Genomic DNA, 23,700 nt, shown 5'->3' with positions numbered 1-23,700 from the left:
TTTTATTTCAAGCTTGCTAAATCCTCTTCAGTTAAACGCCAGCGGCCCTTCTTCTTAGAGGTGCCGCGGCCACGTAGTGTACTGTTCATCAGTAGCTTATTCATAGAGTGGCTTGAGTGAGCATGACAAATCGCACAAGCAAGACCATCTGCTGCATCTTGTTGAGGGGTCACATCAAGTTTTAGTATACGGCACACCATCTCCTGTACTTGTACCTTATCAGCGGCGCCATAGCCACATACCGACTGCTTAATCTGACGTGCGGTGTATTCTGATACCTCCAAATCCAAGGCGACCAAGGCGGCAATAGCGGCGCCACGTGCTTGGCCAAGTTTTAGGGCAGAGTCGGGGTTTTCGGCCATAAATACCTGTTCAACTGCGGCGTGGATGGGCTCATCTGAGTATTTTAAATGGTACTGAGTGATGCGGGTCAGGCCTTGGAATATTCGCTTTAAGCGCTCTGGCATCTCCTTAGTATCGGTGCGAATGGTGCCTGCATCAAGATAGCGTAGGGTATCGCCTTTTTGATGGATAATGCCATATCCGGTCATTCTTGAGCCGGGGTCAATACCTATGATTATAGCCATATTATTATTTTTAATCCTCAAAAAATAAAAATTATTCTTCGCTCATCTTGTTGACTTTATTTGAGATTTTTTGTGCTAAAGCGCAACAAAACAAGCTTCATATTTGATAGTATAGCAAGCCATCCCCATATACTTAACCACTATACAAAATTTATATTTTGATTGTTTTCGCCATTTAAAATTTTTATTACTTAGATTATTAGCAACTTAAAAAGGACGACACATTATGGGTCAGTTAGTTGGCTTAGCCATCGTATGGTTTATCATTGAAATGCTACTGTGGTATCTGGTTGCCCAGTTCATTAGCGGCTGGTGGGTGTTTATCTGGTTTATCATCGCTGCTGTGATTGGCATAAGCCTAATTCGTCGAGGTATGACGACCCTTAATCCTATGGCGCAGCAAATGAAGGCAGGTGGCATGATGAACCCTGCAATGCGTCCACCAGAGAACACCATTATTAAGACGGTAGCCATGGCTGTCGGCGGTATTTTATTGCTGATACCTGGGTTGTTATCTGACTTATTGGCATTATTGGTGATACTACCACCAGTCCAGAAGAAACTAAAAGACATGGCCAATAACTATGTGATGAATAACCAACAAAAAATGATGGAAATGATGGCCAAACAAATGGGTGGACAAAATCCATTTGGCGGTATGGGCGGTGCTGGTGGCAATCCATTTGGCGGTCCAAACCCTTTCGGTGGTCAATCAGGTCCTAAAGGCGCCAATCCTTTTGGTAATGTCTACAAAAGAAATACCACAGTCGATGGCTCAGCTAAGCCTGTGATAAAAGATGTTAAAAAGCTAAACAAGCCTGCCAATGATGACTAGAATTGTTGGCTAAGTCATCCACCTCTAGTCACGAAAAAGCCCTTTATGCACTGAGCATAAAGGGCTTTTTTTAATGAGGACCGAAGTGCCGCTGTAAGATGGGGACCCATGAACCGTGAAGTTCAGGGCGGATGCGTCATTGCCTCTTAAGGTTTCCTGAGTCACTGCAAGCAGTGCAGGCATACACAATAAGACAATAGATAGCACATCCATTTAGTGCATTATCGGCTCAGGGAATAACATCCACTGGCGAACACTTCAGAGTCTAAAGATTCTAACCAAAAAAGATACGAGTTGCAAATAAAAACGGGGGTAACTTTGTTAACAAAGGTAATAGCTTAAAGACAATTAACCTTAAAGTTAACCCAAAATTTATAAAAAATCTCATAAAAAATTTTAGCAGCACCTAGCTTAAGCTAAATGATCATAAGTGAGCCTCAAGCCTTTAAATAATAAGCGTTCACAATCTTGCATTATAGTTAATGCCGCTTATGTGGTAGAATATGGGCGTTCAAGTTTGATCAAAATTTTGTCAATTTTATAGACTGGCAGGATCAGGTTAGATATAACCTGCCGATAGTCCTTGCCAATAGTTATTTAAAAATAACTGTAATATAACTGGAGAAAAACTAAATGGTAGCAGCAGATAACAATAAAAAAATTCCACACGTTCTGATGATTTTAGATGGCTTTGGGTATCGTGAGGATGAGCAGGACAATGCAGTCGCTGCTGCCAATACACCAAACTTAGACCGTATCAATAAAGCTTATCCGCATGGATTAGTCTCAGGCTCAGGTGAAGATGTTGGCCTACCAGAGGGTCAATTTGGTAACTCGGAAGTGGGTCATATGAATCTGGGTGCTGGCCGTGTGCTATACCAAGATTCTACTCGAATTTCGCGCGATATCAAAAACCGTGACTTCTATAAAAACCCCGCTTTAGTAGATGCGGTAAAAGCGGCGACAGACGCTGGCGGCAATGTACATATCATGGGTCTATTGTCAGATGGCGGTGTGCATGCGCATCAAGATCATATTGAAGCCATGTGTCATGCCGCTGTGGTTCACGGCGCAAAAGGGGTGTATGTACACTGCTTCTTAGATGGCCGTGATACACCACCAAAATCTGCTGATAAATACATCAAGCGCCTAAAAGAATTCTTAGCCAATTTAAACGGGTATTATGAAAGCAATGTACAAATTGCCAGTATCATCGGCCGCTACTTTGCCATGGATCGTGATAATCGCTGGGATAGAGTACAAAAGGCTTATGACTTATTAACGCTGGGTTTGTCTGAGCGTATGGCGACACGGGCTGATGGTGCGGTACAGGCCGCTTACAAATCAAGAGAAACGGACGAGTTTGTTAGCCCTACCAATGTGATTGAGCATGGCGAGACACCAATAACTATCGATGATAATGATGCGGTTATCTTTATGAACTTCCGTGCTGATAGAGCACGTGAGCTGACACAGGCCTTTGTATTACCTGATCATGAGTTTGCAGGCTTTGCGCGACAAAAACAGCCGAACTTATCAGCATTTGTGATGATGACGCATTACTCTGATGAGCTGGCCGCCAATCCTAAGACTTCTGTGGCTTATGCGCCCACTACGCTACACAATACCTTGGGTGAGTATCTACAAGATAACAATAAAACTCAGCTTAGAATTGCAGAAACTGAGAAGTTTGCACACGTCACTTTCTTCTTTAGTGGCGGCCGAGAAGATGAGTACACCGGTGAGTCGCGTATTTTGATCCCATCACCTGATGTAGAAACCTATGACTTAAAACCTGAAATGAGCGCGCCTGAAGTGACCAAAAACTTAGTAGAAGCCATCGAATCGGGTAAATATGATGTGCTAGTGGTTAACTATGCCAATGGCGATATGGTCGGCCATACGGGTAATTTTGAGGCAGCAGTTAAAGCCGTCGAAGCGCTCGATGTGGCTGTAGGCGAAGTAGCCGAAGCGACCATTAAGGCGGGGGGACATCTACTCATTACAGCCGATCATGGCAACTGTGAACAGATGCAAGATTATGAAAGCGGGCAGGTACACACCCAGCATACCACCGAGCATGTGCCTTTAATCTATGTGGGTGACAAAAAGGTAAGCGTACGTGAAGGCGGCAAATTGAGTGACATTGCGCCAACCCTTTTAGGTCTAATGGGGCTAAGCGTGCCGACTGAAATGACTGGTATTAACTTGTTAGAAGCCAAATAAGCTTTTATTTTAACCAACCGTAGAGTATATGATGAGCGTTGAGCCTTCTGAGTGTCGAGCCCGGACCCTACATCAGGGTGTATTAGCGATAAAAGCTGTAATTTATAGCTCAGTGTTGGCCACAGCACTGGCTTTGAGCGGCTGTGCTACTGTCGATGTAGGCTCTGGCAATGATATTGCCACATCAAGTAACCGCTCATCATTATCAACGCCTGCCAAATCAGGTACAGAAGCGGCGGTTAAATTAGGTAATTTGGCTCAAAGCGCACAGCAAACTCAAGCGCTTTGTGGGCAAGAGTGCGATGACATAGATGCCGTCGCCCATCCAGAGGACATCAGTGATGGTGTCAGTGATGATGATATCGATGCGCAGCCCGTACTTGATGACGTCGAATTTGATGAAGAAATGGATGACAACGAGCAACATCGCTTGGGGGTAGAGCATGTGCCTTTAAATGCCATTTCGCCACAAGTTATTCAAACCTTTGTAGAAGTTATCGATGTTATCCGCCACGATTATGTGCGTCCGGTGAATGACGAAACCTTATTTCAACAAGCCATCAGCGGCATGCTAGAGCGACTTGATAAGCATGCGGAGTACCTCACGCCTGAGAACTATGAGCATTTGCGCAGCTTTACGGATGGTGAAATTGGTCAGGTGGGATTGTCAGTTAAATACGATGCGGCCATAAAAAACTGGGTAATCACTAAAGTTGAGGCGCAGTCGTCTGCCAAAGAAGCTGGTATTGCTATCGGCGATAAGCTTTTACGCATAAAAAACGCAGATCTTACCTCAGATATGAGTGAACAAGACATTCAGCAGCTGCTATCAGGCATTGCCGGCTCGCAAGTGCAGATAACGGTGTCCGGACAGCAGGGGCCAAGACGCAATATGTTATTGCAGCGCAATTTGGCCTCAGACAATGAGCTTGGGGTCACCGTGCAAGACAGTATTGCCGTTATTCGCCTGCCTGTGTTTCAAAATGGCTCAAAAGATCAGTTGATTAAAGCCTTAAAGCAGACGGGTGTACCGATAACAGGCGTTGTACTTGATGTGCGTAATAATCCAGGTGGCGTACTGTCATCAGCCATTGACATTGTGAGCTTATTTATGAGCGACGCTGGGCTGATTCAGGTACGCAATAGAACCAATCACAGTCAATTGATTAAGTCTAATGGTACCCCTTATTTGGCGGACCTGCCGGTGGTGGTATTGCAAAATCGCTATTCTGCGTCTGCAGCTGAAGTATTGGCAAGCAGCTTTAAAAGCAATAAACGCGCTAAGATAGTCGGTGAGCAAAGCTTTGGTAAGGGCACGGTACAAGAGGTGGTGCCTTTAGAGGCCGGCGGGGCGTTAAAGCTGACTGTGGCCGAGTATCGCAGTGCCAAAGGTGAGCTTATCGATGGTGTTGGGGTCAAACCTGATGTGGTGTTGCCTCATGATGGTCAAGACTGGCAGCAGCAAGCGGTTAATTTATTGCTGTCGCAAGACAGACCACTTGGTATTAAGTTTGATGATAAATTAAATGGGATCTCCATCACCAATGATTATTAAGCCGCTTACTAGCTTAGATCACCACCAGAAATTATAAGAAAAGCCGCTAATAGATTAGCGGCTTTTGATTATATTGAGGTTTTTATAGGTTTTTAGCCAAAATAGCCACATGGCAGCGTTAAGGGGTAATCAGTCCATGACGCATTGCTAAATGAGTGAGTTTTACATCACTGTCGACACCGACTTTTTCAAAAATTCGGTAGCGATAAGTGTTAACAGTTTTTACGCTCACAAAAAGCTGATCGGCTATTTGCTGCGGGCTTTGACAGTTGACTACCATCATTGCCACTTGTTTTTCGCGCTCGCTTAATCTATCAAAAGGGGATTCTTCATTGTCTGTCAGTAGCATATCGGCCAACTGCTCAGCGACATCACTGCTAAAGTACTTGCTGCCTTGATACACTTTTTTAATGGCTTTAATCATCTCATCAAGTGGTGTACCTTTGGTAATGTAGCCATTAACCCCCGCCTTTAATAACATAGAAGGGTAGGGCTGCGAGGAGACACTACTGACCGCTAATATTTTTACCTTTTCATCAAATTGACGCAAGCGTTTTGTGGTTTCTACACCGCCAATATTAGGCATGTTTACATCTAAGAGTACCACATCTGGGGATAGCGCTTTAACCATTCTAATCGCAGCTTCGCCACTATCAGCCTCACCTATTACTTCAATCTCGGGGTCGTCAGCGAGCATTCTACTAATCCCCATTCTTACGAGGTCATGATCATCAACCACCAAAACTTTAATCATATATACATCCTAAAAAAACTTATAAAGCTATGATACCAGTATTTTTATGTTACTGTAGCGTAAAAGGAATGTTTTGAATTGACAACATACCTTAATCCCAGGCCTAACTTGGGAATTAGTGCTTAACGACATTAACCAATGATGTTAAGATAATTAACACACAGGCTATATTTAGTATTAGTATGGTGTTTAAATTTATGAAATGATATTCAAGTTTGTAAATATCGTTAAGTTTAAAACATAATATGGCTAATTTTGTATAAAAATTTGTGGTACTGGTTGTGATATTAGAAGTTCAATCTTGTTAGGTTGAGTATCATTTTGTACTGATTTTTATTAAAGGTGCTGGCTGAACCAGTGGCGCCTCATACTAATCTGCGTTAATACCTAGCTAAAGCTTTTACACTATAATTTTACGACTCAAGTGGGATGACTTATGAGCATAAATAAATCTTTCAACAAATCTTTTATCTTTGTCTGCATCGCATTGGGTCTGGGTACTTTAAGCTCAGCATCAAATGCTGCACTGACAATAGTTGAGCCAGGTAAGACAGGCAATGCGCAAGTTCAGTGGGGTAACGCAGGCGGCCTCTCTGAAGCCCGCAATATCATGTACTCAAACCCGAATACCTCCTCATACAACAGTACCACCAGTCCTTCTTACTCAAGCAATAACTTTGCCACCAACAGCACAAGCTACTACGATTCACTGCCTATTTCGACCGGCTCGCGCGGTGTTATCGTGCTCGATGTAGAAACAGGCAAGCCTCTTTATCAAAAAAATGCCGATGTGGCACGTCCCATCGCCTCTATCACCAAAATCATGACGGCTATGGTGGTGTTAGATGCCGGCCTTGATATGCGTGAAGAGATTAAACTTGATCCAGAAGATTTTGTGGGCCCTAAGCGTGCCAGCTCACGCTTAAAATCAGGCGACCGCATGAACCGTGCTGAGCTTTTGTTAATGGCCTTGATGAAATCAGAAAACCCAGCAGCAAAATCTTTGGCACGTAACTATCCAGGTGGCTATGATGCGTTTATGCGTGCTATGAATGCCAAAGCACGCTCACTTGGCATGACCAGTGCTTTTTTTGGTGACCCCACTGGACTAGACAAGCGTAACGTTGCCTCTCCGGTAGACTTAGCGAAAATGGTTCAAGCTGCTGGTCAATATGAAGTGATTCGCCGCTTCTCCACCACCAAAAACTATGACTTCTATGTGGCCAACTACTCAGCGGGTAACCGTACGTACCCTGCTAACAACACCAGTAAGTTAGTACGTAGCGGCACCTATCCTATTGGTATCTCAAAGACCGGTTTTATTAATGAAGCGGGTCAGTGTGTGGTGATGGAAACTCGAGTGAATAACAAGCCGGCCATTATCGTAATATTAGGGGCAGATAACTCAAATACCCGCTGGAATGATGCCGAAACCATCTTAACCAACTTAGCCTCACGTCGTACTATTTAATACAGTGATATCTATAAAGCCAATTAGCCGCGGTGGTTGATGATGATCACTGGCTGCTTTACAAAAAAAGATTGCTCTACTTAGTAGGGCAATCTTTTTTTGTATTACTTGGTTTATTATGGAAACTGTAAGCCTAAGAGGCGTGTTGCATACAAAGCGTAGCGTAGGGCACAGCCTCAAGTCTTTTGTCCTCGATATCTTCGCCACAAACCGTACATTCACCATAAGTGCCATTGTCGATACGGCTTAGGGCGTTATTGACGTAAGTTAAGCTTTGCTGAGCCTCTACCAATAAGGTTTTGCGCATTTCGTTTTCACGCATAGAGATGGCTTGGTCATCCCAGTGGCTGTTTAAGTCATCTTGCGGATTGTGAATGTGGTCTTCAATCTTATCGATGCGGTTTTGATATTCTTGTTGCAGCTCTAATAAGCGCTCTTTTGCCTTAGTAAAGTCTCTACTCATGGGTGCTCTCCTTAAATTAGGGTAGATTTATGATTTATTATTTATACTTATTATAGTAGCACTTATTGTCTAATAAGTCTTTAAAAGCGCCTGTTTCAAGCGTTGAGATTGCAGCATACGCCTTGTAATAATCAGACAATAGATTTTGCTGCAACTTGGGCCAAAATTTATAACAAAATATGCTAAAATTGCCACAAATTTATATCAACCTAATCTTTTAAAGCTGTGTAAGCGCACAGCTTTTTCTTTATATTGACACAGGGTAATGACATGAACTTCGCTAGAATGGAAAACCAAGATTTATCAGGCAAAACCGTATTGATCCGTGAAGATTTAAACGTGCCAGTTCAAAATGGCAAAATCTCCAATGATGCCCGTCTACAATCTAGTCTTCCAACCATCAAACTGGCGCTTGAAAAAGGGGCTGCTGTACTGGTTTGTTCGCATCTAGGCCGTCCTACTGAAGGTGACTATGAAGAAAAATACTCATTGCAGCCAGTCGCCGATTATTTAAGCGAGCATCTAAATCAACCTGTGCGTTTGGATAAGACCTATACTGAGCAAGAGGTGACTGTGGCACCAGGTGACGTGGTGTTATTAGAGAATGTCCGCTTTAATGTGGGCGAGAAGAAGAACAGTGACTCTTTGTCACAGCATTATGCCGATCTGTGTGATGTGTTTGTCATGGACGCTTTTGGTACTGCGCATAGAGCACAAGCGTCTACAGAAGGTGTGATTCAGGCCGCTGCTAAAGCAGGTAAAGTGGTGTGTGCCGGTCCATTATTGGCCGCTGAATTAGATGCGTTAGACAAAGCTTTGCACAAACCTAAAAAGCCGCTAGTGGCCATCGTTGGTGGCTCGAAGGTCTCTACCAAACTAGATGTGCTTATCAGCCTTGCCAAAATCTGTGATCAAATTATTGTTGGCGGCGGTATTGCCAACACCTTTATTGCTGCCCAAGGTCACTCAGTAGGTGCGTCATTATATGAAGCTGAAATGATAGATACCGCCAAACAAATTATGCAGCAAACTGACATTTTATTGCCAAAAAATGTTGTAGTGGCTGACAAAAATCAAATTAACTTTGATGACTTCTTAAATTCGTTAGAATCAGCAACCCCTATTCACAGAAGTATTGAGCAAGTGGGCGAAGATGAGATGATTTTAGACATCGCCTCAGAAGGTGCTGAGCATATTTTTGAAGCGGTAAAAAATGCGGCTACTATCTTGTGGAATGGCCCTGTGGGCGTATTTGAAGTAGAAGCGTTTAGTGAAGGTACTCGCTTGTTGTCAGAGGCGGTTAAAGACAGTGCTGGATTTTCTATTGCAGGTGGCGGTGATACATTAGCAGCCATCCATAAATTTAATGTAGAAGATGGTGTGAGCTATATGTCAACCGGCGGTGGTGCATTTTTAGAATTTGTTGAAGGCAAAACCTTGCCAGCAGTGGCTGCGCTAGAAGCCAACCACAGTAAATAGGTTTACAAATTACCTAAATAGCCTCTAATACCCTATTATCAAGGCTAGGCTTAGGCTTACAATAATAGGGTATAACGGCGTGCATTTGGGGCTTGAAATAAACTTCAGTAGACAGCATATCATATAATTGATAAGGTGGTTTTAGGGCTGCCTTATATTTGATTGGTCACTATAATGCCCAATCCATGCTGAATAATTAATGAATTAAGCTCAAGTTATGGCTCTGCTAATCCTAAGCCAATTTAGTTTATCTTAATTCAAGTTTTCGAATTACTACTTGTATTTTGTGGTCATTGTCATTAGAATGCTGCAAAATATCTAATATCACATTTGTGAGGAGTTCACATGTTATACCGTAACCTTTTAGTGGCAACTTTAGTAGCTGGCGCATTTACAATCACAGGTTGTAGCAAAAAGACAGAAGAAGCTGCAGATGCTGGCGCTGTTGAGACTGCTGCTGAAAGCGCAGGCGATGATGCTGTTGACAACGCTAAGACTGCTGGTGCAGTAGCCACAGGCGCTGCTGTGAATGCAGGTGAAGCGATAGCAGAAGGTGCTAACGCGGCCACTGAAGCGACTGCCACTGCTGTTGCTGACGGTGCCACTGCTGTTGCTGAAGGCGCAGACAATATTGCTAACAAAACTACTGATCAAGTAGACCTTCAAGCAGATCCAAACGTAGCTGAAGCCGTTGCTGAAGATCAACAGTACTAATAAGTAAGCCACTAATCAGTGAGTTGACTTTTAAATCATAAAAAATAACTGTCAAAAAAAGCTCTGATATTCTCAGGGCTTTTTTTATGCGTCCAAATTTGGCTCAAGGCTTGGTTAACTTTGTTATAATGGTGGTTATCTTAAATTTTATAATAATATAGAGTGCTATGATTGGACTAATTGAAGGACGTGTGTGTCATTTATCTGCTCCTGTGGCTTGCTTAATGACCGCTTCAGGGGTGGGCTATGAGGTCGAGCTGCCTTTACCTGATTTTTGTCAATTGCAACTGGAGGCCATGGCATCGTTATGGACCCATTTGCATGTGCGAGAAGATGCACAGTTGCTGTATGGATTTTTGCATCCTACTGAGCGCGATGTGTTTCGTCAGCTCATTCGCGTTAATGGGGTAGGTGCGAAGATGGCGCTGGCCATGATGTCGACTTTTTCGGCCACTGAGCTTAAGCACTGTATAGATACCGAAAATGATGCAGCGTTAACCCGAGTGCCTGGCATCGGTAAAAAAACGGCGCAGCGCTTGCTGATTGAATTAAAAGGCAAGTTCGATCATATCCAAAGCGACATGAGTTTGTTAACTGAAGTGGAGCAGCAGATTGGCATCGCGGCCAATAGTGAAGGGGTGATACTCGCTGAGGTAGAGTCAGCACTTATAAGCCTGGGTTACCGTGATAAAGAGGCTCAACAAGCGATTAAAGCGGCACGTGAGACGGATGCCGGCCAGCAGCTTGTTGATACCCAAAGCTTGTTAAAGCTTACCCTTAAACAGCTATCTAATTTTTAAGCAGTGACAAAAATGGCGCTGTGCTATAAAAAGCACAGCGCCATTTTTTATTACCAAAACTCATGTGTTCAAAATAGCCTAAGCATTCATGTGACAGTTAAGCCAGCTTGTTTTTAATCAAGCGTGATAATCGTTCAATAAGCTGGTCACTTTCACTACGGGCTAAATTTAAAGGCGGAAGTAAGCGCACAACGTGGCTGCCAGTAACATTGATAATCAGCTGCTCAGTACGGCGTGCCTCATCGACCAAGGTGCTGCAGTCGGTCGCTTCAGGCAGTACCACACCTATCATCATCCCATAACCGCGGGTACTGACGCCCAATGACTTGAGCTCATCGGTCAAATTATTTTGAATATAATCGCCTTCGATAGCTGCGTTTTGCATGATGTCAGTTTGGCTTAATAGCGTATAAACAGTATGTACCACACGGCTGCCTAAAGGCGTGCCGCCATAGGTTGAGCCATGACTGCCAACTTGGAACAAATCACGCGCTCGGCCACGTACCATACAGGCGCCAATAGGAAAGCCATTGCCCAGACCTTTGGCCGTAGTTAATACATCAGGTTTGGCACTGCTGTGCTGATGCGCAAAGTATTGTCCAGTACGGCCATTACCAGTCTGTACTTCATCTAGCATAAACAGCCAGTCGTTTTGATCACACACCGCCTGTACTTGTTCTAGGTAGCTAAAGCCATCTTTGGCAGTATTAAGGCCGCCCTCACCTTGGATGGGCTCGAGTAATACTGCGGTGATTTGTTGATGCTCTGTAGCGGCCTTTTTGATGGCCTCAATGTCTCCAAAAGGTACCCGGATAAAGTCATCATCTAAGGTAAAGAAACCTTCACGGGCTTTTGGATTGGCTGTGGCCGAAACGCTAAGTAAAGTACGGCCATGGAATGAGCGCTCCATGACAATGACTTTTGGGTGAGGATAGCCTTTGTTATGGCCATACAGACGTGCCATCTTTAGGGCAGCTTCATTGGCCTCAGCACCACTGTTGGCGAAGAACACGCTGTCCATGCCTGCTGCGGTACATAAGGCTTCGGCGGCTTTTTCTTGCCACTCAATCTGGAATAAATTGCTGGTATGCACCAAAGTGGCGGCTTGCTGCTGGATGGCTTCGGTTACTTGAGGGTGGCAGTGACCTAGGCCACAAACAGCAATACCGGTTAACGCATCTAAATAAGGGGTGTTGTCAGCGGTATATAGCCAGCTGCCTTCTCCTCGGCTAAAGCTGATGGGCTGAGGGCTATAAGTGGGCATGATATAAGAGTGGGCGGCAGACACTGACATAATAAATCCTTAAAATAAACCTAAGGCAAAGCCTGAGGCAATGAACTGAGTGAAAGTAAGGGGCTATACATAATGGTGCAGCAAGTCTTGAGCTGACTTAACCATGATAATACAAAATTTATTCTAAATCTTGAGAGAAGGGCGAATCTTGTGCGGGTAATTTATAATCCTCATTGGCCCAAGCGCCCAGATCAATGAGCTTGCAGCGGTCGCTACAAAAGGGCTTATAAGGGTTGTCTTGCCAAACGGTCAACTTCTGACACTGAGGGCAAGGGTAGCTTTTTGGGCGAGAGACCGCTTGAGCGGTTGGGGCAGGCTTACTCATAAGTAACGTCTTATCCTAATAAAGGCAGGTGGTACAGTGTTATAATAGCCAGTGGGTTTCAACTGCTTGATCAGGAAATTATAGCACGAGATGCCAAGGCCTTATATTAAGCCGACTTAAATGTCCTTATTTTTATTATTCACTTAAGTGTTTACCAAAATTATGCCAAGCTCTAATTTATCCGATTCGGTTATACCAAGCCCAGCACCCGATCACCTTGCACTGCAAAGTGAGCCAACTGTTAGTCACCATAAAGCGCGCCAGTTTAAGCCCGAAAAGCTTAAGGCACCTAGAGACTTTGAGGTGCCTATCTTTGTCACACAGCGCTTAAATGCATGCCATAACCTCAATGAAAAAGAGTACCAAGCACTATTAGCGCGACCTTTGGTGGTGGAGATTGGGGCAGGTAAGGGGATGCATGCCTGCTTATATGCCAAGCAGCACGGTGATCATGATCTCATTGCCATTGAGCGCACTCAAAATAAATTTAGTGCCTTTAAGACGCTGGCAAGCTCAGTGAGTAAAGAGGTGGCACTGCTTGATAACTTACTGCCGGTGCATGCCGATGCCATTCCGTATTGTGTGTCTGCGCTACCCGCCCAGAGTGTATCGGTTATTTATCTTCTTTATCCCAATCCAGAGCCTAAAAACCCGAATCAGCAGTGGTTGAACATGCCATTTTTTGAGTTTTTGTTGTCTAGATTGGTGCCTCAAGGTCAGATCATCTTAGCGAGTAATATACCCGAGTATATTGATAACGCTTACCAGCAGTCGCTACAAACTTGGCAGCTGCCTACTGAGCGCACGCTGGTGCCTGTGGACAGTAGACGCACTCACTTTGAAATTAAGTATTTGGCTCGTGGTGAGACTTGCTGGGAGCTACAAATGACAAAACCTAAAGCCTATGTGACCCGCTTTGATAATTGGAACAGTGAGTGGCTTAAATGATAGCTTGCTTTTGATAAAGCGGATAAAAACTGACAAAAAAGCGGCCAAATCTTGTGATCTGGCCGCTTTTTGAATGAGCGATTTAAACTCATATAAGACGACTAAGCGTTAGGGGTACCACTGGCAATCATGTTAATTGGCACAAACTTACTCAAGGTATCATAAGTATTGGTGCGTGCATCTAATACCGTTAAAAAGGTGTAAGCACCGATAAATTTGCGACTAATAAACATAAACTCTTTAGGAGGTAAGCTAAATTCACGAGACTGCATGGCATTGCCTGAGCTTTCCATTAACCGCTTATGTAAGTTGCTTTTGGCCCAATGATAATAGCCTTGGGCATCAACGAGCGAGGGAATGGTCGTCTGCTGCAGGTTAGGCGCTCTAAAAGGCTCGGTGGCCAATAAGAATACATCAGCCATATTGGCTTTAACCTCAGCACTCATACCATCGAAGAACTCATAGCCCTGCATGGCCTGCATCATTTGCGATTTATCATAATTAAAGCCTGCCAGCATTAAGTTACGGGCAATCTTAAGCAGATGCTCATCGAACTGACGCATGGCGCCGAAGTCTAATAAAATCAGTTTGTCTTTGCCATCAGGCTTATCAGCAGGCTCTGAGCGAATCAGATAATTGCCAAAGTTTGGGTCGGTTTGCATCTCGCCCCAAACAAAGATTTCATTGAGCATAATGTCAATGGCAGCTTTGCCTAGCGCGTCACGGCGGGCTTGCGGCAGAGCTTTTAAATTAGCATTGGTGACCGGCACCCCCTCCTCAAAACTTAAGCACAATACGCGGGCAGTAGAATAGGCCTCAATCACCTCTGGCACCACATAGCGCTCATCTTGCTTTAAGCGTGTGTAGAAGCGGATGGTGGTCTGGGCTTCAGCCAGATAGTCCACCTCAACTTTTAGTAGGTCACTGATTTCATTAAACCACTCATCTAATGCTTTAGTCTGTGGCACAGCATTGGTAACTTTTAGCAAATGCTTAAATAAGCTTAAGTCTGAATCAATGGCATCGGCCACACCTGGGTACTGGACTTTGAGCACCACCTGTTTGCCAGTGGCCTTGATAGTGGCACGGTGTACTTGTGCCAATGAGGCGGTACCAATAGGGATGCGGCTAATGTCGAGCTCATTAAGACGCTGCTGACCCAGCTGCTCGATTAATGCACGCTCCACCACCGGCCAAGACAAGCTTGCTGTACTGTCATTGAGACGATGTAGGGCTTCGGTAATCTCAGGATGCAAAAAATGCTCTCCATATAAGGCAAGCATTTGGCCAATTTTCACCACAGAGCCTTTAAGCTTGCCAAGCTCATCTGCCAGATAAGCGGCTTGCTCTTTCATAAAGGCTTGGTTGCGCGAGGCTTTTTCTTCTTTACTTAAAAACAGCCCACTAAAGCTATTACCCGCCCAGCGTCTGCCTAGATTTAACGAGGTTTTGGCCATAGATAGACGACGGTCTAAGCGAGAGGTTTTAAGCTCACTTAGCTCATTTTGGGTAGTGGCTTGTAACTCAGGCTGTGGTGGTATCGAGGATGATGAATTTGCCATGTTTTAACCATATTGGAAACTAAAGCCATCTCGTGGCATGTGCCAATGAGAGGGCAATATAAGTAATTAGGATGGAAGGTTCTAGTAAGACCATGAATGGGCAGTATTTATTATCATGGGTGTTTTAAGCACCAAATACAATCCACGGTCTCTTTGACATAGAGTAACATTGTTAACTTATTGGCGCACTGACCTTTCAGTTTTGGTTACAATTACAATCCCAAAGTCAGTGGCCCTAAGTGTTATCTGAGTCACAGCGTTAGCCTATTTGTGACTACTTTTTATCTAAGATTGATTAGCGGTTAATGGCTCTATATCCGATATCGCGGCGATAATGCGCCCCTTCAAATTCGATAGTCGCTATGGTCGCTAAAGCGGCTTGTTGCGCCTCGCTAATAGTATCGCCTAGCGCCGTCACACATAGTACACGCCCTCCATTGGTCACCACATGTTCGCCGTTTTGCTTGGTGCCGGCGTGGAAGACTTTAACGCTGTTATCTTCGTTCAAAGCAGGCAGACCCGTAATCACATCATCTTTTGATGAGGATTCAGGATAACCTTTTGAGGCCAGTACAATGCCTAAAGCAGCGCGGCTGTCCCATTCAGCAGTCGCAGGTAGCTTACCCTCAACGCCTTGTTGAACCAGTTTGACTAATGAGCTTTTTAGGCGCATTAAGATGGGCTGAGTTTCTGGGTCACCAAAGCGGCAGTTAAATTCAATCACGTAAGGGTCATTGTTGTCATCAATCATAAGACCAGCGTACAAAAACCCAGTGTAAGGGTGACCGGCAGCTTTCATAGCGTGCACCACAGGCTCGATCACTTGGCTTATGACCTTTTGATGCACCTCATCTGTGACCACAGGAGCAGGTGAGTACGCACCCATACCGCCGGTGTTCGGGCCCGTATCACCTTCACCCACACGTTTGTGGTCTTGACTGGTGGCCATAGGTAGGATATTTTCGCCATCAATCATACAAATAAAGCTGGCTTCTTCGCCTTGCAAGAACTGCTCGATAACCACGCGGCTACCAGCATCACCAAACTTGTTATCACCCAGCATGTCTTCAATGGCGTCATGAGCTTGTTCAATGGTTTCAGCGACAATTACCCCTTTACCGGCGGCAAGACCATCGGCTTTGACCACGATAGGTGCGCCATTGTCGATAACATAAGCTTTGGCGGCTTCAATGTCTGTAAACGCCGCATATTTGGCCGTAGGGATGTTATGCGCTTGCATAAACTCTTTGGCAAAAGTTTTTGAGCCCTCAAGCTGGGCACAGTATTGAGTAGGTCCCCAAGTGGCAATGCCTGCGTTACGGCAGTCATCTACTAGGCCGGCGACCAAAGGCGCTTCTGGGCCGACAATAATAAGCTCAATGCTATGTTGACCACAAAAAGAAATCACCGCTTGATGGTCTGTGGTGTCAAGGTCAATATTTTCACATTTTGATTCAAGGGCTGTACCAGCATTGCCATTGGCCACATAGACTGTGGTGACATCGGCATCTTTTGCACATTGCCAGGCCAGTGCATGCTCACGACCACCAGAACCAATAATTAAAATATTCATAAAAAACCCTTGTTTGCTTTATATTGTGTATGTTGATCATTATGGATGCTGATCAATCAGTGTGTTATGGGAGGTTGTTGAAGGCTAAGGCTGCAACAAGCGCAGTCATTTTATCAAAATCTAACAGGTTGGGGCAGGTTTGTTGCGCTTAATTACCAATAAGGGCTAAAACCTGGGTCTTTTTGGCAGTGAGTCGGTGGTTTTTTATCACCGGTCGCCGTAAAACCACCCACTTCAGGGGGTGGATATAAGGCGACACACACTGTCGTGATTAGTACTTAAAGTATTGCAAGTTAAAATTAACCTCGCCATACTAACCCTATGAAAACCCTCAAGCTACGCATCAAAGACAAACATGCAAACCAGCTAAACAAACTAGCTGGGAGTGTTAACTATGCGTGGAACTATGTTAATGCGTTAAGCTTTGAGCATTTAAGACGCACAGGTAAGTACTTTTCGGCCTATGATTTAAGTGAGTATACCAAAGGCAGTGGTGAGTATTTAGGCTTACACTCGCAAACTTTGCAAGCCATCAACGAAACTCATGCCAAATCTCGTAAGCAGTTTAAAAAAGCCAAACTTAATTGGCGTACCAACAGACCCGATGCCAAACGCAAATCGCTTGGTTGGATACCTTTTAAAAAGTCTGCCATAAAGTATCTACATACAAGACAAACAGGTAAAAAAGCACTGAAATCAACCATTCAATTATCGTTATCTAAAGGTCAAAAGCTCATCATTGATATATTTGATAGCTATAATCTAAGCCTATATCAAATCAACACGCTTGAGATAGTGCAAGACAGTCGTAATCGTTGGTATGCCTGTATCACCGTCAAAGATTTTCCTAGACAAGCAAGTGGCAAAGGCAGCGTTGGTATTGACTTAGGCTTAAAGCAGTCTGCTACCACCTCAAACGGTGACAAGCTGACAACCAAACAAACGCAAAAGTGGGCTAAAAAGCTTGCAATAGCTCAAAGAGCGAAAAACAAACAGCGAGTCAAAGCAATCCATGCCAAGATCAAAAACACAAGATTAGACTTAACTCATAAATTCACCACCAAGCTAGTTCAAAATAATGCTTTAATTGTGGTTGGTGATGTTAAATCACGCTCATTCACCAATTCGATGACCAACCTAGCTAAATCGACATACGATGCAGGATGGTTTGAACTCAAAAGACAACTGGACTATAAATGCAAGTATGCAGGTTGTCAGCTTGAGATAGTGAATGAGAGTTACACTACCCAGACCTGCTCGTGCTGCCTTAAAATAAGTGATAGTAGTCCAAAAGGTAGAGCAGGTCTTGGAATAAGAGGATGGAGGTGTGCTGAGTGTGGCACATGGCATGATAGAGATATCAATGCTGCTAAGAACATCCTTGCGGTCGGGCTTGACCGTCTAGTTGTAGGAATCCCCTCACTTTAGCGAGGGGAGGAAGTCAAATCAATCATACGGCATTTACTCAGATACTCAGAGTATTGAGACCTAAGAGACTCAATAATTTAGTAATTATCATGATAAAGTCATGTCAGCAGTATTTAACACAGTATCTAACATATTATTATTTATCATCAACATGAGGTATGGTGAGATGGGCAAAGTATTTATGACGATAGGGTTAATAATAGTCATCATTGGTATCGTATTGACCTTATTTCCGAATGCCTTATCTTGGTTTGGCAAGTTACCTGGCGATATTCGCTATGAGTCGGGCAATACCCGTATTTACTTTCCAATTGTGACCATGATTGTGGTGAGTGTTGTGCTCAGCTTATTACTGTCTATTTTTCGGCGCTAATTTGCAAACTAGAGATTTTAAGCAACGGATATCATTTGACAAGGTGCTTATTCAATAAAAGTAGGCGATATAGAATTACCATATTCCGCTACTGCATGAGTTTATTTTGCATAATTGGATGCCATAAATAGCTCAATATGCTATATTACTGCGCTTTGTAATTTTCATAACAGTGCGTCTCATACTGTATATTTCAATCAACTCCAGTGTGACTTCTTTAGCTGTAAACTCGTAATTCAAGATGACTGCCATGAGCGATATGATTGTTCTAAATCAAGTGTATAAAAAATTCCAGACACAAAAAGATGGCCAAACTCAGTGGTTTACTGCTGTCGAGCCCATATCTTTAACTGTAAAGCAGGGAGAGATATTTGGGTTAATGGGGTATTCCGGGGCAGGTAAATCCACCTTATTACGCTTAATGAACTTGCTAGAGCGGCCTGATGGTGGCACGGTAACTATCGATGGTGATGTACTGACGGATATGAATCCAAAGCAGCTGCGAGTAGCCCGTCATAATGTGGGTATGATTTTTCAGCAGTTTAATCTGATGTCTAACCGAACTGTTTTTGAAAACGTCGCTTTTAATCTTAAAGTATCCGGCTACGCCAAAAATAATATCTATCAGCGGGTGATGGAGTGTCTTGAGATTGTCAATCTAACCGATAGAGCCAATCACTATCCTGCCCAGCTGTCCGGTGGTCAAAAGCAGCGTGTGGGTATTGCCCGTGCTATTGCCCCAAACCCTAAAGTATTATTGGCAGATGAGCCAACCAGTGCGTTAGATCCTTCCACCACCCGTGCATTATTGGCCACTTTACAAGAGGTTAATGAGAAGCTTGGGGTGACCATTGTGATTGTGACCCATGAGATGAGCGTGATTCGCCGTATATGTAATCGAGCCGCTTTGTTGCATGAGGGCCACTTATTGGAAGTGGCGGATATTATCGATGGTCAAATTATCGCCAACACTGAAGTGGGCCGCGGATTGGTTCAGGAGGACTAGACAATGCTAGCAATGACGTTCAATGATGCCACCGCCCGACTATGGGAGTTACGTAGCGAGATTGGGCAAGCTGCGATAGATACCTTAGTCATGATGGGTATCTCTACCACAGCGGCTATTATTATCGGTGGTCTGTTTGGGGTGTTTTTATTCTTAACCAGTGATAAACAGCTGCTGCAAAATAAAAGCCTCTATGCACTACTGGGCGGTATTACCAACTTTATGCGCGCCTTTCCTTTCGTGATCTTAATGATTGCGATGAGTCCGTTTACTAAGTCATTAATTGGTACCAGTATCGGTCCTGTGGCCGCCTCGCTGGTATTGGCGCTGGCAGGCTCGTTTTATTTTGCCCGTTTGGTAGAGCAAAACTTGCGTGAAGTACCCCGTGGTATTGTAGAGGCGACGGACTCAATGGGCGCCAGTCCCATGACCATCATCAAGGTATTATTGACTGAGGCCCGCTCAGGCTTGGTATTATCTGTGACCATTTTATGTATCAGTTTACTGTCCTATTCAGCCGCTGCTGGTATGATTGGTGGTGGCGGTCTAGGTGACTTGGCGATTCGCTATGGTTATTACCGCTATCAAACTGAGGTTATGATCTTTATCGTGATTGTCCTGTCACTTATGGTGGTAGGTATTCAAGGTATCGGTAACTGGTTGGCCGCTAAGCTTGATAAGCGCTAATCAAAGTAGCAATAAAATGCGGATTACTGAATGGCGTACCAGTTGAATAAAAAAAGTTTGCTTAATGAATTTATCTCATAAGTACTGACAAAACTTTCATGAAGCAAAACCAATTAATCAGGTACAATGGCGCTATAACCTGCAGTAACATTTATGCAAACTGTAGTAACATATTTTACTAAGCTGATTTTTCGCCTATTTTATTTTAAATAGTAATTTTTCAATGTTAATAAGGGACGCTCAATGACATTAGTTGATATTCGCAAAAAAATTGTGGCCGCCGCTACCGTCGCTGGTATTTCAGGACTGGTATTGGTGGGCTGTAGCAACAACGCCAATGAAGAAACAGCAAAAGCTGGAGAGGCACCTGCTGCTGAAGACAAAAAGACCATCGTTATCGGTACCACCGAAGGTGACTTCGCTGATATGGTTCGTGATCAAGTAAAAGGTGAATTAGAAGCCAAAGGTTATACCGTTAAGCTGACGACTTTTACTGACTATGTGCGTCCTAACTTGGCTTTGGCTGAAGGCGACTTAGATATCAACATCTTCCAGCATAAGCCTTACTTAGATACCTTTAAAGCTGAAAATAACTTGGATTTAACTGAAGTATTCCAAGTACCTACCGCACCTTTAGGGATCTACAGCGGTAAAAAAACCTCACTTGACCAAGCCTATGATGGCATGAAGGTTTCTGCGCCAAACGATCCGAGTAACTTCGCTCGTGCGTTGGTAATGATGAATGATTTGGGCTGGATTACACTAAAAGACAATGTAGATCCACTAACTGCTTCAAAATCTGATATCGCCACCAACCCAATGAATATTGATATCATTGAGCTTGAAGCCGCTCAGTTGCCACGTGCACGTGATGAAGTTGATTTTGCTGTGATTAACGGCAACTATGCAACCGATTCGGGCATCAAATTAACTGAGGCCTTATATCAAGAAAAAAGCTTTGCTTATATCAACTGGTCAGCCGTTAAGACAGCAGATAAAGACGCAAAATGGGTGCAAGATGTAACCGACGCTTATAACTCAGACAGCTTCAAAGCTTATGCACATAAATCTTTCCCAGGCTACAAATATCCAAAAATCTGGGGTGAAGAGCAGGGAGCGGAAGCAGACACTGCTGCTAAGTAATTGTTTGGCTTAGTTTATTTAAACTAAATGCTATAATAAGTGCTATAAATAACCTGATATCCAATTGTATGACGCAAAAGCGTATATGTGATTGGGTATCGGGTTTTTGTTTGTCTGTTGATTTGGCTTTGCCCTCTAAGATTTTAAGTGAGCGGTTTATTAAGCGGCTAAAATAACATCGAGATGTCCCCCGATTTTTGTTAAACTGCTAAATCATAAATAAGTACCCTTTTTTTTAGCGATTACCTCAAGATTTTGAAATGCTATGACTTTTGCGCCAACCGCTTCCTCTCAAACATCCTCTCATCCTGCTTTAAATGCTATGGCTGGGATAAGAGCGCCTGCACCGGTGTCGCCAATAATGGCACAGCAAAGGCAGATTCTGGGTCTTATGGGCCTAGATATTTGGGTGCAGCGTGACCGTGCTACACTAAGTGTCGACTATGAGGCGCTGAGTCATGCGCTAGATGAACAGCCATTGCTAGGCACTACTCAGCAACAGGCTGCGGATCAGCAGCAACGCAGTGAAGCATCAAAAAATAGCGCTCAGCAACAAAGCGACGCTCAAAGCTATAGCCGTTCTCAGCCCCAGTCCTTACAACCAAAAGATAGCTTAGATACTGCCGATCAGAGCGACGCAACCGCTACGGCGCCTGTATCTGATAATGATGCCTCTGTAGAGAGGACATCGCCGAAACATTCTTTGATAAAAGGTCGCTCGCTAAAGGATCCTATTCAAGCACTCAAGGAGAAGCTTGACGTACATCAAGCGCCGCCAACGGTAGCCAAAGCGGCTTTGACAGATGCTCTGCAACAGGTAGCGCCTTTTGAGATTATGGGGGCTTATTATCGAGATTGGGTACTGCTCGTTGACACTGCTGCTTTTGAAAATGAGTCGGTACGTCAGCTGTGGCAAAGCTTGCTGATCGCATTATCGTTAACTTCGCAAGGGCTAAAGTTCCCAATTTGTACGGGTATCAGTGATAAGGAGTCGGCCAATGCTAGTGTGGCAGGCTTTGTATTTTGCTTGGCCAAAAACAATCATGCTAAAGTTGGGTGTCTGACACGCATGCCTGACGCCATTACCCATCCTTGCTCAGTTGACGTGCCCTCATTGTCACAAATGCTGGCTGATAGTGATAAAAAAAGACAGCTGTGGCAATTGCTTAACCAAAGAGATGACGCCTCTTAAATATAATCGGCCAGTTAACTGTGTTTTTAGCACTGATAATTGTATTATACTTACAAGCTTAGTCTTATAAGCGTTTTATCACCCCTCACATCTTTGTTTTTAGTAGGAATATTATGAACCAGACAACCTCTGCCCAAGTAGATGCAGCCCATACTTTACATCGTTTACATAACTTTTGTGCCGGTCCTGCTTCATTGCCGACCGAAGTGCTGCAAAAAGCCCAAGCTGAGATGCTAGATTGGCAGGGCAAAGGTGTGTCTATTATGGAGATGAGTCACAGAAGTGGCGACTATATTAAGGTGGCAGAAGCTGCTGAGCAGAGCTTGCGCCGCTTGATGAATATTCCTGACAATTACAAAGTGCTGTTTTTGCAGGGTGGGGCAACGCTGCAGTTTTCCGCCATTCCGCTAAACTTATTGTCTGATGGCGATAAGCCAGGCAACGCTGATTATCTCACCACAGGCGCTTGGTCTGGTAAAGCCATTAAAGAGGCCAAGCGTTATGCAGAGCTTGGTCTGGGCGAGATCAATGAAGTGGCCTCTAGCAAAGATTCAAACTTTGCCACTGTGCCAGATCGTAGTGATTGGCAGTTAACTGAAGGCGCTCAGTATTTTCATTACTGTGCTAATGAGACCATCCATGGCGTACAAATTTTTGAGACGCCAGAGGTAGAGGCGCCTATTATTGCCGATATGTCTTCTTGCATCTTGTCTGAACCTATTGATGTTTCTAAATTTGGTATGATTTATGCCGGTGCTCAAAAAAACATCGGTCCTGCCGGTCTGGTTATTGTCATCATCCGTGACGACTTAATTGGCAAAGCCAGCGCTTGGTGTCCCGCTTTGTTAGATTACGCCAGCCAAGCGGATAAAGACTCTATGCTCAACACGCCAGCGACGTATTCTTGGTATTTGGCCGGATTGGTATTTGAGTGGTTAGAGGCGCATGGCGGCTTAGAGGCCATTGCAAAAATCAACCGCCAAAAAGCGCAGCTGTTATATAAAACCATTGATGACAGCCACTTTTATCACAATCCAGTAGAGCCTAAGTATCGCTCAATTATGAATGTGCCTTTTACCCTAAAAGACAGCAGCTTAGATGCCAAATTTTTGGCCGAAGCGGAGCAAGCTGGGCTGTTAAATTTAAAAGGTCACCGTGATGTGGGCGGTATGCGTGCCAGCATCTATAATGCAGTGAGCCTTGAGTCAGTACAAGCGCTGTGTGACTTTATGGTGGCTTTTGCCAACAAGCACGCTTAGATTAGCAGCTTGCACCAACCTTATGC

General features: G+C 44.1%; 22 protein-coding genes and 1 other RNA gene. 15 read left to right on the top strand and 8 right to left on the bottom strand.

All coding sequences use genetic code 11. The features are described from left to right. Nucleotides 1–2: 2 nt before the first annotated feature. Nucleotides 3–587, bottom strand: coding sequence for a crossover junction endodeoxyribonuclease RuvC (gene ruvC / locus MN210_RS07550; protein WP_011960674.1), 585 nt, complete (start codon nt 585–587; stop codon nt 3–5). Between the two features lie 226 nt (nt 588–813). Between ruvC and MN210_RS07545 the strand changes: the two genes are divergently transcribed. Then, on the top strand, nt 814–1,422 hold the full coding sequence (locus MN210_RS07545) for an FxsA family protein (RefSeq protein WP_011960673.1): 609 nt from the start codon (nt 814–816) through the stop codon (nt 1,420–1,422). 74 nt (nt 1,423–1,496) lie between these two features. Here the strand turns inward: MN210_RS07545 and ssrS are convergent. Continuing rightward, nucleotides 1,497–1,690, bottom strand: a non-coding RNA gene (gene ssrS, locus MN210_RS07540) — 6S RNA. 365 nt (nt 1,691–2,055) lie between these two features. Between ssrS and gpmI the strand changes: the two genes are divergently transcribed. Both gpmI and MN210_RS07530 read left to right on the top strand, forming a co-directional pair. After that, complete coding sequence (gene gpmI / locus MN210_RS07535; protein ID WP_338411969.1) at nt 2,056–3,648, top strand: 2,3-bisphosphoglycerate-independent phosphoglycerate mutase; 1,593 nt, start codon at nt 2,056–2,058, stop codon at nt 3,646–3,648. A 28-nt stretch (nt 3,649–3,676) separates the two neighbouring features. Next, the gene (locus MN210_RS07530; RefSeq protein WP_338411968.1) at nt 3,677–5,203 is read left to right on the top strand and encodes a S41 family peptidase; all 1,527 of its coding nucleotides are present in this window, start codon (nt 3,677–3,679) and stop codon (nt 5,201–5,203) included. A 118-nt stretch (nt 5,204–5,321) separates the two neighbouring features. Here MN210_RS07530 and MN210_RS07525 read toward each other — a convergent pair whose 3' ends face one another. Then, nucleotides 5,322–5,957 carry a response regulator gene (locus MN210_RS07525; RefSeq protein WP_011960670.1) on the bottom strand — a complete coding sequence of 212 codons (636 nt, stop codon included), beginning with the start codon at nt 5,955–5,957 and terminating at the stop codon, nt 5,322–5,324. 436 nt (nt 5,958–6,393) lie between these two features. Here MN210_RS07525 and MN210_RS07520 point away from each other — a divergent pair, with 436 nt between their 5' ends. After that, entirely contained in the window at nt 6,394–7,428 is a 1,035-nt protein-coding gene (locus MN210_RS07520) for a serine hydrolase (RefSeq protein WP_110816654.1), read from the top strand. 133 nt (nt 7,429–7,561) lie between these two features. On the opposite strand, the gene MN210_RS07515 is transcribed toward MN210_RS07520, so the two are convergent. Beyond that, nucleotides 7,562–7,891: a TraR/DksA family transcriptional regulator gene (locus MN210_RS07515; protein WP_011960668.1), complete on the bottom strand. Its 330-nt coding sequence runs from the start codon at nt 7,889–7,891 to the stop codon at nt 7,562–7,564. Between the two features lie 270 nt (nt 7,892–8,161). Between MN210_RS07515 and MN210_RS07510 the strand changes: the two genes are divergently transcribed. The 3 genes from MN210_RS07510 (at nt 8,162) to ruvA (ending at nt 10,884) form a co-directional block, all read left to right on the top strand. Further along, nucleotides 8,162–9,370 (top strand): phosphoglycerate kinase, encoded by a 1,209-nt coding sequence (locus MN210_RS07510; protein WP_011960667.1) that lies wholly within the window; start codon nt 8,162–8,164, stop codon nt 9,368–9,370. 345 nt (nt 9,371–9,715) lie between these two features. Beyond that, nucleotides 9,716–10,084 carry a hypothetical protein gene (locus tag MN210_RS07505; RefSeq protein ID WP_011960666.1) on the top strand — a complete coding sequence of 123 codons (369 nt, stop codon included), beginning with the start codon at nt 9,716–9,718 and terminating at the stop codon, nt 10,082–10,084. Nucleotides 10,085–10,251: 167 nt separating this feature from the next. Continuing rightward, nucleotides 10,252–10,884, top strand: a complete 633-nt coding sequence (gene ruvA / locus MN210_RS07500; RefSeq protein WP_011960665.1) for a Holliday junction branch migration protein RuvA — start codon at nt 10,252–10,254, stop codon at nt 10,882–10,884. Between the two features lie 97 nt (nt 10,885–10,981). Here ruvA and MN210_RS07495 read toward each other — a convergent pair whose 3' ends face one another. Both MN210_RS07495 and MN210_RS07490 read right to left on the bottom strand, forming a co-directional pair. After that, on the bottom strand, nt 10,982–12,178 hold the full coding sequence (locus MN210_RS07495; protein ID WP_241878070.1) for an aspartate aminotransferase family protein: 1,197 nt from the start codon (nt 12,176–12,178) through the stop codon (nt 10,982–10,984). Between the two features lie 118 nt (nt 12,179–12,296). After that, nucleotides 12,297–12,503 (bottom strand): DNA gyrase inhibitor YacG, encoded by a 207-nt coding sequence (locus MN210_RS07490; protein WP_011960663.1) that lies wholly within the window; start codon nt 12,501–12,503, stop codon nt 12,297–12,299. Between the two features lie 162 nt (nt 12,504–12,665). Here MN210_RS07490 and MN210_RS07485 point away from each other — a divergent pair, with 162 nt between their 5' ends. Further along, nucleotides 12,666–13,451 (top strand): tRNA (guanine-N(7)-)-methyltransferase, encoded by a 786-nt coding sequence (locus MN210_RS07485; protein ID WP_241878069.1) that lies wholly within the window; start codon nt 12,666–12,668, stop codon nt 13,449–13,451. A 101-nt stretch (nt 13,452–13,552) separates the two neighbouring features. On the opposite strand, the gene MN210_RS07480 is transcribed toward MN210_RS07485, so the two are convergent. After that, nucleotides 13,553–15,013 carry an ABC1 kinase family protein gene (locus tag MN210_RS07480; protein ID WP_338411967.1) on the bottom strand — a complete coding sequence of 487 codons (1,461 nt, stop codon included), beginning with the start codon at nt 15,011–15,013 and terminating at the stop codon, nt 13,553–13,555. A 295-nt stretch (nt 15,014–15,308) separates the two neighbouring features. After that, nucleotides 15,309–16,586, bottom strand: a complete 1,278-nt coding sequence (gene purD / locus MN210_RS07475; RefSeq protein ID WP_011960660.1) for a phosphoribosylamine--glycine ligase — start codon at nt 16,584–16,586, stop codon at nt 15,309–15,311. A 321-nt stretch (nt 16,587–16,907) separates the two neighbouring features. Here purD and MN210_RS07470 point away from each other — a divergent pair, with 321 nt between their 5' ends. The 7 genes from MN210_RS07470 to serC all read left to right on the top strand — a co-directional run bounded on the left by MN210_RS07470 (nt 16,908) and on the right by serC (nt 23,674). After that, nucleotides 16,908–18,014: an RNA-guided endonuclease InsQ/TnpB family protein gene (locus MN210_RS07470; protein WP_338411966.1), complete on the top strand. Its 1,107-nt coding sequence runs from the start codon at nt 16,908–16,910 to the stop codon at nt 18,012–18,014. Nucleotides 18,015–18,195: 181 nt separating this feature from the next. After that, nucleotides 18,196–18,387, top strand: a complete 192-nt coding sequence (locus MN210_RS07465) for a DUF2905 domain-containing protein (protein WP_338411965.1) — start codon at nt 18,196–18,198, stop codon at nt 18,385–18,387. 250 nt (nt 18,388–18,637) lie between these two features. Continuing rightward, nucleotides 18,638–19,393, top strand: a complete 756-nt coding sequence (locus MN210_RS07460; protein WP_110816651.1) for a methionine ABC transporter ATP-binding protein — start codon at nt 18,638–18,640, stop codon at nt 19,391–19,393. A 3-nt stretch (nt 19,394–19,396) separates the two neighbouring features. Beyond that, on the top strand, nt 19,397–20,080 hold the full coding sequence (locus MN210_RS07455; RefSeq protein ID WP_011960657.1) for a methionine ABC transporter permease: 684 nt from the start codon (nt 19,397–19,399) through the stop codon (nt 20,078–20,080). A gap of 243 nt (nt 20,081–20,323) precedes the next feature. Next, nucleotides 20,324–21,223 carry a MetQ/NlpA family ABC transporter substrate-binding protein gene (locus MN210_RS07450; protein WP_110816650.1) on the top strand — a complete coding sequence of 300 codons (900 nt, stop codon included), beginning with the start codon at nt 20,324–20,326 and terminating at the stop codon, nt 21,221–21,223. A 265-nt stretch (nt 21,224–21,488) separates the two neighbouring features. Beyond that, a complete protein-coding gene (locus tag MN210_RS07445; RefSeq protein ID WP_241878068.1) occupies nt 21,489–22,415 on the top strand; it encodes a hypothetical protein in 927 nt (308 codons plus the stop codon). Between the two features lie 113 nt (nt 22,416–22,528). Further along, on the top strand, nt 22,529–23,674 hold the full coding sequence (gene serC / locus MN210_RS07440; protein WP_338411964.1) for a 3-phosphoserine/phosphohydroxythreonine transaminase: 1,146 nt from the start codon (nt 22,529–22,531) through the stop codon (nt 23,672–23,674). Nucleotides 23,675–23,700: the final 26 nt, after the last annotated feature.

It is taken from the genome of Psychrobacter raelei (assembly GCF_022631235.3).
GTDB classification, from domain to species: Bacteria; Pseudomonadota; Gammaproteobacteria; order Pseudomonadales; family Moraxellaceae; genus Psychrobacter; species Psychrobacter raelei.
The sequence above is the reverse complement of the archived record's forward strand: the minus strand, read 5'-3'. Positions and strand labels throughout refer to the sequence as shown.

Excerpts from the sequence above, each read along its gene's own strand:
- ruvC (WP_011960674.1), bottom strand. The coding sequence starts at position 587 with ATGGCTATAATCATAGGTATTGACCCCGGCTCAAGAATGACCGGATAT.
- MN210_RS07545 (WP_011960673.1), top strand. The coding sequence starts at position 814 with ATGGGTCAGTTAGTTGGCTTAGCCATCGTATGGTTTATCATTGAAATG.
- gpmI (WP_338411969.1), top strand. The coding sequence starts at position 2,056 with ATGGTAGCAGCAGATAACAATAAAAAAATTCCACACGTTCTGATGATT.
- MN210_RS07530 (WP_338411968.1), top strand. The coding sequence starts at position 3,677 with ATGATGAGCGTTGAGCCTTCTGAGTGTCGAGCCCGGACCCTACATCAG.
- MN210_RS07525 (WP_011960670.1), bottom strand. The coding sequence starts at position 5,957 with ATGATTAAAGTTTTGGTGGTTGATGATCATGACCTCGTAAGAATGGGG.
- MN210_RS07520 (WP_110816654.1), top strand. The coding sequence starts at position 6,394 with ATGAGCATAAATAAATCTTTCAACAAATCTTTTATCTTTGTCTGCATC.
- MN210_RS07515 (WP_011960668.1), bottom strand. The coding sequence starts at position 7,891 with ATGAGTAGAGACTTTACTAAGGCAAAAGAGCGCTTATTAGAGCTGCAA.
- MN210_RS07510 (WP_011960667.1), top strand. The coding sequence starts at position 8,162 with ATGAACTTCGCTAGAATGGAAAACCAAGATTTATCAGGCAAAACCGTA.
- MN210_RS07505 (WP_011960666.1), top strand. The coding sequence starts at position 9,716 with ATGTTATACCGTAACCTTTTAGTGGCAACTTTAGTAGCTGGCGCATTT.
- ruvA (WP_011960665.1), top strand. The coding sequence starts at position 10,252 with ATGATTGGACTAATTGAAGGACGTGTGTGTCATTTATCTGCTCCTGTG.
- MN210_RS07495 (WP_241878070.1), bottom strand. The coding sequence starts at position 12,178 with ATGTCAGTGTCTGCCGCCCACTCTTATATCATGCCCACTTATAGCCCT.
- MN210_RS07490 (WP_011960663.1), bottom strand. The coding sequence starts at position 12,503 with ATGAGTAAGCCTGCCCCAACCGCTCAAGCGGTCTCTCGCCCAAAAAGC.
- MN210_RS07485 (WP_241878069.1), top strand. The coding sequence starts at position 12,666 with ATGCCAAGCTCTAATTTATCCGATTCGGTTATACCAAGCCCAGCACCC.
- MN210_RS07480 (WP_338411967.1), bottom strand. The coding sequence starts at position 15,013 with ATGGCAAATTCATCATCCTCGATACCACCACAGCCTGAGTTACAAGCC.
- purD (WP_011960660.1), bottom strand. The coding sequence starts at position 16,586 with ATGAATATTTTAATTATTGGTTCTGGTGGTCGTGAGCATGCACTGGCC.
- MN210_RS07470 (WP_338411966.1), top strand. The coding sequence starts at position 16,908 with ATGAAAACCCTCAAGCTACGCATCAAAGACAAACATGCAAACCAGCTA.
- MN210_RS07465 (WP_338411965.1), top strand. The coding sequence starts at position 18,196 with ATGACGATAGGGTTAATAATAGTCATCATTGGTATCGTATTGACCTTA.
- MN210_RS07460 (WP_110816651.1), top strand. The coding sequence starts at position 18,638 with ATGAGCGATATGATTGTTCTAAATCAAGTGTATAAAAAATTCCAGACA.
- MN210_RS07455 (WP_011960657.1), top strand. The coding sequence starts at position 19,397 with ATGCTAGCAATGACGTTCAATGATGCCACCGCCCGACTATGGGAGTTA.
- MN210_RS07450 (WP_110816650.1), top strand. The coding sequence starts at position 20,324 with ATGACATTAGTTGATATTCGCAAAAAAATTGTGGCCGCCGCTACCGTC.
- MN210_RS07445 (WP_241878068.1), top strand. The coding sequence starts at position 21,489 with ATGACTTTTGCGCCAACCGCTTCCTCTCAAACATCCTCTCATCCTGCT.
- serC (WP_338411964.1), top strand. The coding sequence starts at position 22,529 with ATGAACCAGACAACCTCTGCCCAAGTAGATGCAGCCCATACTTTACAT.